Annotated in this window: 9 protein-coding genes; 6 read left to right on the forward strand and 3 right to left on the reverse strand. The window is 66.6% G+C overall.

Features of this window, described 5'->3' with window-relative positions; genetic code table 11:
- The 5 genes from ACTHLF_RS01115 to ACTHLF_RS01135 form a co-directional block, all read left to right on the forward strand.
- Positions 1 to 838: phospholipase domain-containing protein (locus tag ACTHLF_RS01115; protein ID WP_440324089.1), on the forward strand; the 838-nt coding region annotated here is incomplete at its 5' end.
- A gap of 109 nt (positions 839 to 947) precedes the next feature.
- Entirely contained in the window at positions 948 to 1,577 is a 630-nt protein-coding gene (locus tag ACTHLF_RS01120) for a phosphatase PAP2 family protein (RefSeq protein WP_440324091.1), read from the forward strand.
- A 102-nt stretch (positions 1,578 to 1,679) separates the two neighbouring features.
- A complete protein-coding gene (locus tag ACTHLF_RS01125; RefSeq protein WP_440324093.1) occupies positions 1,680 to 7,757 on the forward strand; it encodes a hypothetical protein in 6,078 nt (2,025 codons plus the stop codon).
- A gap of 50 nt (positions 7,758 to 7,807) precedes the next feature.
- The gene (locus ACTHLF_RS01130; RefSeq protein ID WP_440324095.1) at positions 7,808 to 8,599 is read left to right on the forward strand and encodes a TOBE domain-containing protein; all 792 of its coding nucleotides are present in this window, start codon (positions 7,808 to 7,810) and stop codon (positions 8,597 to 8,599) included.
- Positions 8,600 to 8,691: 92 nt separating this feature from the next.
- Positions 8,692 to 9,471, forward strand: coding sequence for a class I SAM-dependent methyltransferase (locus ACTHLF_RS01135; protein ID WP_440324097.1), 780 nt, complete (start codon positions 8,692 to 8,694; stop codon positions 9,469 to 9,471).
- Positions 9,472 to 9,526: 55 nt separating this feature from the next.
- Here ACTHLF_RS01135 and ACTHLF_RS01140 read toward each other — a convergent pair whose 3' ends face one another.
- Positions 9,527 to 10,285: a hypothetical protein gene (locus ACTHLF_RS01140; protein WP_440324099.1), complete on the reverse strand. Its 759-nt coding sequence runs from the start codon at positions 10,283 to 10,285 to the stop codon at positions 9,527 to 9,529.
- Between the two features lie 164 nt (positions 10,286 to 10,449).
- On the opposite strand from ACTHLF_RS01140, the gene ACTHLF_RS01145 reads away from it, so the two are divergent.
- Positions 10,450 to 12,459 carry an OPT family oligopeptide transporter gene (locus ACTHLF_RS01145; protein ID WP_440324101.1) on the forward strand — a complete coding sequence of 670 codons (2,010 nt, stop codon included), beginning with the start codon at positions 10,450 to 10,452 and terminating at the stop codon, positions 12,457 to 12,459.
- Positions 12,460 to 12,501: 42 nt separating this feature from the next.
- Here the strand turns inward: ACTHLF_RS01145 and ACTHLF_RS01150 are convergent, their stop codons facing one another.
- Both ACTHLF_RS01150 and ACTHLF_RS01155 read right to left on the reverse strand, forming a co-directional pair.
- A complete protein-coding gene (locus ACTHLF_RS01150) occupies positions 12,502 to 13,290 on the reverse strand; it encodes a polysaccharide deacetylase family protein (protein WP_440324103.1) in 789 nt (262 codons plus the stop codon).
- Positions 13,287 to 14,090, reverse strand: coding sequence for a formyltransferase family protein (locus ACTHLF_RS01155; RefSeq protein WP_440324104.1), 804 nt, complete (start codon positions 14,088 to 14,090; stop codon positions 13,287 to 13,289). Before ACTHLF_RS01155 ends, ACTHLF_RS01150 begins: the two co-directional genes overlap by 4 nt.
- Between the last annotated feature and the right edge of the window lie 43 nt (positions 14,091 to 14,133).

Here is a 14,133-nt window from a genome sequence, read left to right on the forward strand (position 1 = left end):
CACCTCGATCCTGCGCTTCCTGGAACAGCGCTTTGGCGTGCACGAGCCGAACATCTCGGCGTGGCGTCGCGCCGTGTGCGGCGACCTGACCCGCGCTTTCGACTTCGACGGGCACGATGGCCGCATGCCGCGCCTGCCGGCGACGGGCTCGTACGAGCCGGATCGTGGCGACCATTCGGACCTTCATCCGACGCCGCCCACGCAGCAAAAGCTGCCCCGCCAGGAGCGTGGCCAGCGGCCGGCGCGCGCGCTCGCCTATGCGCTCGAGGTGAGCGGCAAGGTCGACCAGGAACACGGCCGCTACGTCCTGAACTTCAACAATTCCGGGGGCATGGGCGCCTGCTTCAATGTGAATTCGACCCTGCGTGGTGATGGCCCTTGGACGTATACCGTCGAGGCCGGGAAGTCACTCTCGGACTACTGGACCAGCTCGAATAGTGGCGATGCCTATGACCTGACCGTGATCGGGCCGAATGGCTTCCTGCGCCAGTTCAGCGGCAAGCAGCCCGACGCGGGTGCCGACCGCCGACGGATCGCCTTGCCCGAGGTCTCCATGACGCAGGGGCGCCGCTCCGGCGAACTGCACCTCGTGCTGAGCAACGGTGGCGGCCGCCCCTGCGCGATCACCATTGAAGCCAACGACTACCTGCGCACGCCGCCGCGCCGCTACTGGCTGCTGCCCGGGCAGCGCGTCGAAAGCCATTTCGACATCGGCGGCTGCGATCACTGGTATGACCTGACGGCCACCTGCGACACGGACGAACTCTTCTCCCGGCGGTTCGCCGGCCACGTCGAAACCGGCCGGGATTCGGTGTCCGATCCGGCCCTGGGCGGTTAGGAACCTTAGCCTCTGCTCACGACGGGCGCCCATCAGCTTGCACTAAGGTGGTGGGCGTTTAATCGCCGCGAAGGCTGCCCGCCATGATCGCGGGCGGTGGGGAGGCCGTATGCGACGTTTAATAATGGGTGGTGCGCTGGCTATGGCGCTGCTGTGTCCGCTGCAGGCCTACGCGGGTGGCGGACCTCTCGGCATCGATCACAGAGTGCACAAACAGAACAGCGGCATCTGGAAGCTCTCGAACCAGCACATCCTGCAGTACGGCACAATACTGACCGTGGCAGGCGGCGCGCTTGCCTTCGGCGATAACGACAAGCTCGGCGATACGTTCTGGCGCTCGGTCGATTCGACGATTATCGGCAGCGTGGCGGCAGCCGGCCTGAAGCTTACTTTCCGCCGCGAGAGACCGTCCGATACCGACGATCCCAACCGCTGGTTCAAGGGGAGCGGAAACAAGAGCTTTCCTAGCGGCGAGGTGACGCTGATCTCCGCAGCCGTCACCCCCTTCATCGTCAACTATGGCGAGGAGCATCCCGCCGTCTACGCACTCGCGCTGCTCCCTGCGTACGACGCCGTGGCACGAGTGAAGGTGCGCGGCCACTGGCAGACCGACGTACTCGCCGGTGCCGCCCTTGGTGTTGGCATTGGCATCTGGAGCGCGAAGCGCAGCGATTCGCCGTTCGTGTTGAGTCTGCTGCCTGGCGGATTCCGTATCGGTTTCGTGCACCACTTTCGTTGAACGAGATCGGGCGAATCAGGAAAGCGTCGACCGATATGAGAAGTGTGCAGGAGCGCGTCGTCTCAGGATGGCGCCTCTCGCACACACTCAGCAGGTCGCGTCATGGCCCCACGCTCGCTCCCGATCGTACTTCCTCCGCGCCGCCCCCTGGCCCGAGCGCTGACGTTCTGCCTCGTCGCGGCGGCCTTTGCCGCTGGCACCGCTTCGGCGCAGTCGACCCTCCCCGCGCCAACGCTTCCTGCAGTCAATAAGGTGCAGACGGGTGCCGCGGCGCCCGATCAGAGCAGCGGGACGGGCGTGACGCCCGATGCGGTCGATATCGAACTGACGAACGGCCAGGTCGCGCCGTCGGTCCAGCTCGGCGCGGTGGGAGGTGCCGGCGGCACGGGCGTCGATGGCACTGACACGAGTGGCAATGGTGGCACCGGCGGCGCGGCAAGCACTGTCACGCTCACGCTTGATGCTGGTAGCGGCGTCAACAGCACCGGCACTGCACCCGCGGTCTGGCTCTACAGCACAGGTGGCGCCGGCGGGGCGCCCGGTGGACTGAGCGAGGAAGACGCGACACCCGGTCAACCGGGTGCGGGCGGCAACGGCCAGGCGGTCACCTTCAATCAATACGGCTCGGTGCTGAGCAGCAACGGGTGGAACGGCAGCGTGCCCGGCGCGACGGCAGTGTGGCTCACGTCCACCGGTGGCGCGGGCGGTCAGCCCACGAACATCCGCCAGGGCGCCTTTGACCAGACCGGACCGGCCGGCTCGGCGGGCGGATCGGGCGGCAACGTCACCTATTACCTCTACGCCGGTGACGTGCTTTCGCAGGGCTCCGCGATTGTCGCGGCGAGCCAGGGCGGGCAAGGCGGCGATGGCACGGGCGCCAACTCCTACACCGCCGAAGGCAAGGGCGGCCGTGGGGGCCTGGGCGGCGAGGGTGGGTTCGTCAACCTGATCATCGGCGAATACAACAGTACGGTGGTATCGCATATTTCAGCCATGGGCGCGGCGTCCGCCGCGAGTGGCGCGGTCATTCCAGTCGACGCGGACGGCAATGTCGCGCAGGCCGCCTTGATGGCGGCAGGCATCCAGGCGCTCAGCGCCGGTGGTGTCGGTGGAAACGGTGGTACGGGTGACGGCACGGCCGGCAAGGCCGGCCCGGGCGGCGCGGCTGGCGATGGTGGCCTCGTGCAGGTGGCGGTATCCAGCACCGACATCGCGACGAAGGGGTACGCGGCCGCGGGCGCCCTCGCTCAAAGCATTGGCGGCGCCGGTGGCAACGGATCGACAGCCGGCGGCATGTTCTCACAGCATGGCGGCAGCGGCGGCGCGGGCGGCAATGGCGGTGAAGTTGATGTGGGCCTGTGGGAGCGCGTCGGCACGGTGCCGAACTCGGTGCTGAGCACGTTCGGCGATGACTCGATCGGCGTAGCGGCCCAGAGCATCGGTGGCGGTGGCGGCGCGGGTGGCTCCGTGCAGGGTGGCTCGGTGTTCGCTGGCGTAAGCATCGGCGGTAATGGCGAAACGGGCGGTTCCGGTGGCGTAGTGACGCTGTACAACGGCTATCCGGTGCGCGTCGACGGCTCGCCGGCTGAACCCGGCCAGGTCATCATCACGGGTGGTACGCATGCGAGCGCGCTGGTGGCACAAAGCATCGGCGGGGGCGGCGGAACCGGCGGCTCGGCACAGAACAGCGACGCCGGCGTGTTTACCTACGCGGTAGGTGGCGCTGGTGGCACCGGCGGTGACGCGGGCACGCCAGGAACCACGCAGGTCACGGCGTATAACAGCGGCATCGCCTTGACGGGCGGCAATCACGCGAAGGGACTCGTCGCGCAGGCCGTCGGTGGCGGCGGTGGCGATGGTGGTTCGGCGACGGCCATGTCGGCTAGCTCGCTGGTGAACGTCAACGTTTCGGTGGGCGGCACAGGCGGCAAAGGTGGCACATCCGGTGACGTCCATGCGACCAACGCCGGGCAGATCCTCACCTCGGGCAGTGATGCGTGGGGCATGCTTGCACAGAGCGTGGCCGGGGGTGGCGGCAACGGCGGCATGACGAAGAGTGATGCGTTGCAGTTCCTCGCGCCCGATGTCCCCAATATCGAGATCAACGCGGCGATCGGTGGCAACGGTGGCGATGGTGCCGCCAGCGGCAACGTCTTCGCATACAACCAGCAACTGATCATGACGAGCGGCGCGGCGGCGCACGGCATCCTTGCCCAGAGCGTTAGTGGTGGCGGCGGCAACGGCGGTGACTCCAGTGCGGACACACTGCTCATCGGCAAGGCCACGTCGATCGATGTGACCGTGGCTCTCGGTGGATCTGGCGCCGGCGGCGGCACGGCCGGCAACGTGACCGCGGATAACTCTGCGGGCGCGCTGATCTGGACTGCTGGCGACAGTGCGAACGGCATCCTGGCCTCGAGCGTCGGCGGTGGCGGCGGCACGGGTGGCACCGGCAAGGACGATACCTACACGCTTGGCAAGACCGGCAACGGGAGCGGCAGCTACACGATGTCACTAGGCGGCAAGGGCGGTAACGGTTCCGACGGCGGCACGGTCACCGCGAGCAATGAGGGTCGCATCCTTACCATCGGCGATAGCGGTAACGGCATCTTCGCGCAGAGCATCGGCAACGGCGGCGGCCTGGGCACGGGTGGCACCGCGAAAGGATCGAGCGGGAAGCTAAGCCAGACCGTGACGGTATCGAGCAGCGTCGGCAGCCCCGGCAATGGTGGCGCTGTGAACGCGACGAACAGCGGCATCATCGTGACTGCTGGTGGCGATGCGGCGGGTATCTATGCCCAGTCCGTCGGCGGCGGTGGCGGCAAGGGAGGCTCGGGAAGCACGGCGGGCTTGCCAGGCTCCGCCGGGCAGCTTTCCGACTACCTGGGCCAGAGCTCCGTGCTCGCGGGCCTGCTCGGGACGTACGGTGGGGCCCTTGCCTGGCAGGCGGGTGCATGGAACACCGATGACACCACACTGGAACTGTGGGCGCGGGATTACCTCGCCTATGCGGCGGCGCATCCCATTGCCACGCCTTCCGATGCCACGGGCGCGACGACCAGCGTCGCGCTGTTCCTCGGCGGCGGCAGCAGTGGTGGCAGCGACGGCGGCCCGGTGACGAAGGGCGATGGCGGCCAGGTCACCGCGACGAACACAGGCATCATCCAGGTGTTCGGTGCCGCATCGCCGGGCATCCTTGCGCAGAGCGTGGGTGCTGGTGGTGGCCAGGCCGGCGCGACCGCCGTGGACAAGCTGAAGGACACCTCGGGCAACACCCAGGGCGTAGTCAGCAAGATCGGCGGCAACGCCGACAACACTGGTAACGGCGGCGCCGTGACGGTGACCAATAACGGCGTCATCGGGACGAGTGGCGATGCCGGCTTCGGCATCTTCGCCCAAAGCGTCGGCGCTGGCGGGGGCGAAAGCATCGTCACGGCGAGCAACTACGGCGTCGGCAGCAAGCCGATCCAGATCACCCTCGGCGGCCAGATCAGCTCGACCGGTGATGGCGGCAATATCACGGTCAACAACACCTCGACGGGCGCCGCCGCCACGATCAATACCTGGGGCAACGACGCGGTTGGTATCGTGGCGCAGAGCATCGGCGGTGCCGGTGGCAACGCGGTGGTCATGCAGACCACGGGCAGCGCGGTGAACACGAACGGCGCCTCCTCCGGTGTGACCAATCCGCTCGCCGATCCGACCGGTAGCCTCAATACCGTGGTGGTGGGAAGCAACGCGTCCGGGAATACCAATACCCCACTAAGCCTGTGCGCGATGACGGGAGGCTATTACAGCGACGCGTGCGGAAGCGGTGGCAGCGTCACGGTCAGTACCTCCGCGAACACCACCGTGGCGACGACGGGGCGTGATTCCCATGGTGTCCTCGCGCAAAGCATCGGCGGCGGTGGCGGCTGGGTCACCGGGATCAGCCTCGCGGCGGGCGTCGGTCCGTTCAACAAGCCGGTGATGGCGGGTAACGGCGGCGATCTCGCCCTCACCCTTGCCGGCTCGATCAGCACGACGGGCGACGGTGCTTACGGCATCCTCGCCCAGACCATCGGCGGTGGCGGCATCCTGGGCGGCGACCTTGCGACGACCACGACCACGGGTTTGTTCGATCATTCATTCTATGCCGATGCAGGCAACACCCGCTTCGGCACAGGTGGCAACATCACCATCCAGAACAGCGGCTCCATCGTGACCTCGGGCGCCAATGCGCATGCCATCTTCGCGCAGAGCGCCGGCGGCGGCGGTGGGCTGTGGGCCATGTCGGGCGGGCAGGCGTACATGGGCTACGTGGGAGGCGCCGGAAGCGCGGGTACGATCAACATCACTAACAGCGGGCTCGTCCAGGCTTCGGGGAGCGGCTCAAGCGCGATCTATGTCGATTCGCAGGGGCAGAGCCAGAAGGCGCAAGTCGTGATCATGAATGAGCTGGGCGGCGTCATCGAGGGTAACGCCACCGCTCCGGCCATCATGCTTCGCGGCGGCAATACCAACGGTGATGGACTGGTCTATAACTCCGGTTCGATCTGGGTTTCCAATCCCAATGGGTCTATCGCAGGTACCTACGCCATCGCGTCTCTGGATTCGTATTCCGGTGTCCAGAATAGTGCTTCGGGTCAGATCCGGGGCAACCTTGACCTGGGCAGCGGCGGTGCGATGGAAAATGCGGGCTACTGGGGTACCTCGAACTTCAGCTCGATCGGCGACATCGACAATACCGGCGTGATCGACGTGAATGGCGCCGCGGCCTATGCGCCGGTGGCGAGCGTGATCGACGGTACCCTGCACAACAACGGCACGATCAAGGTCGCGGTCGACTTCTTCAATCGCGAGGCAACGTCGCTCGTTCCCACGGCCGCTTACCTTTCAGGGAGCACCATCCTCGTCAAGCCGGATACCCTGAGCAACGCGGCGATGCCCGTTGTCGGGAATGTCATGGACCTGAAGACGAACAGCCAGCTGACCGTCATCGACACACCCAACTACCTGTTCAACTACACCTGGTTGCTTGACCCCATGCTCTCGCTGGAAGTGGCGCCGACGCCACGGCTCGTGCAGCAGGCGCAGGTCGCTGGCCTCTCATCCAACGAGCAGGCCCTGGCGCAGAGCCTGCAGACCAACTTCCAGAACAACACGTTGTCCGCATCGTCCGCCACGGCGCTCGCAGCGCTCAACGCGGCATCTGTCGATCCGACCTCCTATGGCAACGCGCTTTCGCAGATGCAGAGCGAAGGCGCCCAGGCGGCCGCCGTGGCACATGTAGTGGCCGGCAACGCCTTCGTCGAGCGGATGAACAGCTGCCCGCGCTTCGACGATGGGGCGCAGTTCCAGCACGAGCACGATTGCTTCTGGGGCCGGGTAATCGCGGGCAGCGGCGATCGCGATTCCGGTGGCAGTAGTGTCGGCTACCACCAGAATGGACAGACGTACCAGTTGGGTGGCCAGCGCGAGGTCGCAACCGACTGGTTCGTCGGGGCGTCGGCATCGGCCGACAACAGCAGCCTGGCCACTCGCAGCGTCCACAGTTCCGTCAACGGCAACGGCTGGACGGCGGGCCTCATCGGCAAGCACCAGATGGGTTCATGGCTCGTGTCGATGGGAGTGGACGGCGGGAGGATGTCGTATGACTCGCGCCGCAACGTCCAGCTGGGCGCCCTGGGTGGAACCGCGCGCGGCTCGTTCGACGTGAGCCACTGGGGTATCCACTCGCGAGTGAGCGACCAGATTGCCTTTGACCACGCGTACCTTAAGCCCTACATCGATCTGCACGCGACCCACATCGACTCGGGGAGCTACACGGAGCGTGGTGCCGGGAGCCTGGACCTGCGGGTTGCCGGCTCGAGTAGCAATATCCTCAGTGTGTCGCCGATGCTTGAGGCAGGCAGCAAGTTCGCGTTCGATAACGACACGTCCCTTCAGTTGTACGCCGGCTTGGGCGGTTCGTTCTACAGCAAGGGTAACCTTGGCGCCTCCATGCAGTTCGCGCAGGATGCCGCTGGGGCAGGGTGGTTCGAGGTCAAGAGCGATCTGCCGCAAAGCCGGTTGAAAACGACGGCCGGCCTGGACTGGCGGTTTGAAGACCGATGGGATGTGCGGCTGGAATACACCGGCGAATTCGCCAGCCACTTCGATTCGAAGACCGGGGCCCTGAAGGTGAGCTACCGCTTCTGATGTCGTCATCTGGCCGCTAGACTGTTCACACTCCATCGGCCGGTGAAACGATGCTCCAGTACGAAGGTTCCCTGTGGTTATCGGACGGCGCGAAGCGCTGGGGAGGCGCCGATCGCGTCGCCCTGCTGGTGCAGATCGGCCAGACCGGCTCGATCAGCGCCGCCGCCAAGGCCGTCGGCATGAGCTACAAGGGCGCCTGGGATGCGGTCGAGGCGATGAACAACCTCGCCGGCGAGCCGCTGGTCCTGCGTTCCACGGGCGGCAAGGGCGGGGGCGGCGCGACGCTGACCGCTCGCGCCGAGCGCCTGATCGCATCGTTCCAAAGCATCGAATCCGCCCACCGGATCTTCGTCGAGCAACTCGCATCGCTCGGCGGCGACGCCACCGATGACATCCACCTGTTGAGGCGCCTCACCATGCGAACCAGTGCACGCAACCAGCTCGCCGGAACCGTCGAGCAAGTCCAGAAAGGCGCGGTCAACGACATCATCACGATCGCAACGACGGGTGGCGCGCGGATCATCGCCACGGTCACCCGCGAAAGCACCGACGCGCTCGCGCTCGCGACGGGGCGTCCCGTGGTCGCGCTGATCAAGGCGAGCTGGGTGATCCTCGGGGTGCCTGGCGAAGGCCGGGTCTCGGCATCGAACCAGCTCCCGGGCAAGGTCGCGCAGGTGCATTCGGGCGCGGTGAATTCCGAAATCACCGTGGCACTCGATGGTGGCGGCACGATCGCCGCGATCATCACGAAGGAGAGCGCTGAATCGCTTGGCCTCGCCGAAGGGATGCCGGTACTGGCGATCTTCGATGCCGCCTCGGTGATCGTTGGCGTGACCGACTAAGCGGGACAAGGGGCATATGGCGGCGGGGCCGCCGGCGGATTAGGCTCGGGTTTCCGCATGTCACAGGGCCCGGTGCCCTAGGGAAGGCAGCCATGAAGTCCACCGTCCTCGCCGTGGCCATCGCCGCGGTTGTCCTTTCCTCCGCGGCTTCCCTGGCAGCGCCACCGCCCGCCGCCAGCCCCGCCATCGCGGCGGCGGTCGCCGATTCACATCGTCCGGCCAAGGACACCGAGCAGGATGCCGTCCGGCACCCGGCGGAACTCCTGGCGTTCTCGAAGGTGAAGGCCGGCGACACGGTCATGGATGTCTGGCCGGGTGGCGGTTACTGGAGCCGGCTGTTCTCGCCGATCGTCGGCGCCAAGGGCAAGGTCTACGCCTATGTCCCCGCCGAGATCACCGAGTTCAAGAGCGACCCGCTGGCGATCGCCAAGGCCATGGCGGCCGAGCCAGGCTATGCCAACGTGCAGGCCATCTCGGATCCGCTGGCCCAGCAGCCGCCACCGGACATGTTCAACAAGTTCGATGTGATCTGGACCTTCGAGAACTACCACGACTTCCACGATAGCTTCATGAAGGGCGCGAGCGTCGATGGCTTCAACCAGGCGGTCTTCAAACTGCTGAAACCCGGTGGCTATTACGTGATCGTCGACCACGCCGCGGCGAAAGGGCAGGGCCTGAAGAACACCGAGGACCTGCACCGCATCGAACCCGCGACGGTCAAGGCGGAGGTCGAGAAAGCCGGCTTCGTCCTCGACCAGGAATCGTCGTTGCTGGCGAATGCCGCCGACGATCATTCGCTGAAGGTGTTCGATCCGTCCGTGAAGGGCAAGACGGACCGGTTCATGCTCCGGTTCCGGAAGCCGGCGAAGTAACGGGTGGCATCAGGCAGAGGTCCGGGCCAGCCAGGGGCAACCCGGACCTTCGCGCTTACATCGCATGCGGCGCTGCAGCACTGCCGTCGGAATACGTCCCCGTCGCGACAAGAAAGACCGAGATCGGCGGCAGGCTGGCAATGTCGGCCTCGTGGCCGGGCAGCAGGTACCAGTAATTGCCGCCCATCACCGGTGAGCCCGGGAGATTCGCACCCCAGTTCGTGCCGTCCTTGAAGGGTGCGTAGAACATGACGTGGGCCCTGTTGTGTTCGCCCTGGGCGGAGAGGTACGCGTCCTTCGACATCATGTAGCACATGGCGCCGGCGCCCAGCGGCGGGATTTCCTTCGACTTCAGGGCGGCCTTGATGCGATCCATGACCTGCGCATCCGTCTTGCCCGCGAGCGTGAGCGCCGTGCGCAGCTTGAGGAGGGCGGTCATGGTGGGCACCGCCGGCGGGTTATCGCAGGCCGCGGCACGGATTTTGGGCTCCCAGCGTTCCGGCCAGTCGGGCGCCCCGCCAAAGCCCCGGCCCACGTAGCAGACGAAGCCGTTGGTCCCTTTCACCGCCGTTTCGTAGCCCGTCCGGGTGAGGACCAGCACGGTGGCATCCTTCGCGATGGACGCCGGCGCGGCGCTGCGGGCCAGGGCGATTTCCGCGTTGCGGTCCATCAGGTAGGCGTCGATGGGCGCCATGTGGTCGGCGCCCTGCGCATGGGCGGGTGCGGCGATGGAACCGCCCAGGAGGGAGGCGATCCAGAGCATGGCCAGGACGCGGCCACGGTGGGGGAAGATACGGCGATTGCTGGCCTTCATTGCGTTCTCTCCAGGGTGGCGGAAGGTGCCACATTCAGACGTCGAACAAGCCCTGCACAAATCGACACGTTGCGATTCTCGCCGAATCCGGCAACCCTACGGCCTGGCCCGCCATCCGAGGCGGGGAGCACCCCAGGGGATCATCACATGACCGGAAGCCTTTCGTGAGCGGCAATCTTCAGACCGAAAATCGCAAGGAGCTGACCGTCCGCGGCCTCATCCTGGGCGTGATCATCACCGTGGTGTTCACCGCCGCCAACGTGTTCTTCGGCCTCAAGGCCGGCCTGACCTTCGCCACCTCGATCCCGGCGGCGGTCATTTCCATGGCCCTGCTGCGCGGGTTCAAGGATTCCACCATCCAGGAAAACAACGTGGTGCAGACCATCGCTTCGGCGGCGGGCACCTTGTCCTCGATCATCTTCGTGCTGCCCGGCATGATCATGATCGGCTGGTGGGCGGATTTCCCGTTCTGGACGTCGTTCGCCGTGTGCGCGCTGGGTGGCGTGCTGGGCGTCATGTATTCGATCCCGCTGCGCCGTGCGCTGGTCACCAATTCGGACCTGCCGTATCCCGAAGGCCTCGCCTGCGCGGAAGTGCTGAAGGTGGGCAGTGGCGCTGATGCCGACGCCAGCAGCGTCGAAGAGGGCCGGGCAGGCCTGTTTGCCGTGCTGTGGGGTTCGATCGTGTCGGCCGCGTTTGCCGTGGTCGTCGCCACGCAGGTGTTCGCCAGCGACTTCGTCCGCTATTTCCGCGTCAATGACCGCGGCGGCGTCAGCGGCTTCGACTTCAGCCTTTCCTTCGCGCTGTTCGCCATTGGCCACCTGGTGGGCATTTCGGTGGGCATCGCCATGCTGGTCGGCGCGATCATCGGCTGGGGCTGGGGCGTGCCGCACTTCTCCATGCTTGGCGACCTGTCGCAGCCGGTGGCCGACCTCGCCAATGCGACCTGGAGCCACAAGGTGCGCTTCGTCGGCGCGGGCGCGATCGGCGTGTCGGCGATCTGGACGCTGGCCAAGCTGGTGAAGCCGGTGATCACCGGCCTGAGCTCGGCCATGGCGGCCAACAAGGTGCGCAAGGCCGGCGATGCCCACACGCTGCCGCGCACCGAGCGCGATATCCCGATCGGTATCGTCGGCCTGGTGACCCTGGCCTGCTTCGTTCCGATCGCCTGGCTGCTGGGTTACTTCGCCAACACGGCCGGCCTGGGCGACCACCTCGGCGTGCTGGCCATCGGTGGCGTGGCCTTCGTCGTGTTGATGGGCTTCTTCGTGTCGACCGTGTGCGGCTATATGGCTGGCCTGATCGGCTCGTCCAACAGCCCGCTCTCCGGCGTGGGCATCCTCGTGGTCATCGCCGCGGCGTTGCTGCTGGTGGCCTTCGTCAAGCCGTATGTCGGCGTGGAGGAAGGCAAGGCGATGGTCGCATTCGCGCTGTTCATCACGGCGGTGGTGTTTACCGTCGCCGCCATCGCCAATAACAACCTGCAGGATCTCAAGACCGGCCAGCTGGTGGACGCGACGCCGTGGCGTCAGCAGGTCGCACTGGTCGTCGGCGTCGTCGCGGGCGCGGCGGTCATTCCGCCGGTGCTGGACCTGATCAACAAGGCTTACGGCTTCGTCGGCGTGGCGGGCGCGGGTGCGCACGCACTGCCGGCACCGCAGGCCGGCCTGATTTCGGCACTCGCCCAGGGCGTGATCACCGGCAACATCGACTGGAGTCTGATCGAGATCGGCGTTGCCATCGGCGTGGTCATCATCGCCATCGACGAGATCCTGGCGCGCACGACCAAGAGCGCGCGTATTCCGCCGCTGGCCGTTGGCCTGGGCATCTACCTGCCCACCGTGAGCACCCTGATGGTGGTCGTGGGCTCGGTCGTCGGTTGGTTCTTCGACCGCCGTGCCGATCGCGCCGCGCGGCCAGAGAGCACCAAGCAGCTGGGCGTGCTGCTGGCTTCGGGCCTGATCGTGGGCGAGAGCATCGTGGGCGTGGTGATCGCCGCGATCGTGGCTTTCGCCGACAAGCTCGGCTTCAGCAACCTGCAGGCGCCCCTGGCGCTGGTCGGTGCGGATTTCGGTGAGAAGGCACAGTGGATCGGCGGCATCGTCTTCGCGCTGATCGTGTTCTTCATGTATCGCTGGGTGGCGCGCATGGCGAACCGCATCGGCGCCCGGTGAACCACGTGGTCGCGACCTGCCCGAGGCGGTCGCGACCGAATGTCAGGCCTGCATGCGGTCGTGCAGCAGGCGCGCGCGGGCGAGGCGGTATACCGGCCCGGCCCAGCGCTTCAACGGCTTCTTGACGTTCCAGGCAGCCCACTGCTTCAGGCGCGCGCTGCCTTCGCCACTCGCTAGCGCGACCGCAATCGCTGGTGCCGAATCGCGGAGCAGGGCATAGCGGCCCAGCACGGCGCACGTGCCGCTACGACGGTCGTTAGTCGTGGGTTCCGAGGTGAACAGGGTGCGTATCCCCGCAGCCTCCGCAGCGCGCAATACGGCGGTCGACATGAAACCGCCAGGCACGGAGGCGGCTTTCACAGGTTCGCCAAGCACTTGCTCGAGGGTATCCACGCTTCGACGCCATTCGTCGTACAGCGCTTCCGTATCGAGCTGGGCAATGTTCGCCGGGTGCGTGTGCGAATGGCTGCCGATCAGGTGGCCATCCCGGCGCAGGGCGCGCAGGTCATCCGCGCTGACGAAGCCGGGTGTGCCGATGCGGGCGGTGGTGATGAAGAAGCAGCCGCGGATGCCGCGCTGCTGCATGGCCTTGCCCGCCGCGAGCGCACTCGCGCCGCCGTCGTCGTAGGTCAGGAGGCAGCCATCGTACGTGCCCTGGATCACGGCATCCGGTCCGGCGAACCGGGTTCCCGCAGCGCGTAGGGCGTCCAGGTGCGCGAGGAAGTTCGCCGTTTCCAGCTTGTAGTGGGCCGCCGCGCTACCGGGGAAGCCGCTGTCGTCCCAGCCGCCGGGCGCCACGACATCGTGGTACATGAGCGTGGCCAGGCTCATTCGGCTGCCGCCGTGATGGGTTGCTTTGCGAGTGCCGCGCGTTTCCAGCGCAGGTAGCGGCTTAGCCATGGCTGCCCCCACACACCGCTTTCCCGTCCCTCTACATCAAGCGGACGAGCCGTGCCGGCCGCGATGTCGCGGATGCGTTGGGCCAGCGGGTCGAGGTTCTCGAGGACCATGCGGTATTGCACCCGCACATGCGATTCGTTCGCCTCGTCGAAGGCGTAGGTGAAATAGCCATAGACCGGCCCGGTATCGACGCCGGCATCGATGCGGAGCAGGGTGAGGCCGACGCGGTCGAGATCGCGCTCGGCCATGGCCCAGAAGCAGCCGTGGGCATTCCGGTATTCCGGGCAGATGCCGGGGTGCATGACCAGGCAACCCTGGCGCGGAATCCGGTAGATCTTCCGCGCCAGGAGCTGCTTGCTGCGGGCGATCATCACGTCGGGGGCGCAGGTTTTCAGGAATGCGGCCACTTCCGGGGCGTTCGCGCTGGATACACGGAGTTCGGGTACGCCGGACACGTCGCCGAAGCGGGCCCGGAGTCCGGCCAGGCTGGCCTCGGTCCACGCCTGGTCGGCTGCCGCGAGCCGGAAGCGGTAGTAGAAGCGCATGGCCAGCACGTCCAGGAAGCGCCACGGCCCCACGCGCTGGAATTCCCGACGGATGCGGGCGCGTTTTTGCTCGCCGGTTTCCTCGATAAGGACGAGGCCGGCAAGGTCGGAGAACGACGCCAGCCAGGCCGCCAGGCCCTGGCGGTCGAAGGCGTCGTCAGCGTGGCACATCAATACGGTGCGCATGGATCGCACTCAGGCGGAAGGCGGCTTATTCTGGCGCCCGGCG

The organism is Luteibacter sp. (assembly GCF_051958795.1).
In the GTDB taxonomy this organism is placed as follows: domain Bacteria; phylum Pseudomonadota; class Gammaproteobacteria; order Xanthomonadales; family Rhodanobacteraceae; genus Luteibacter.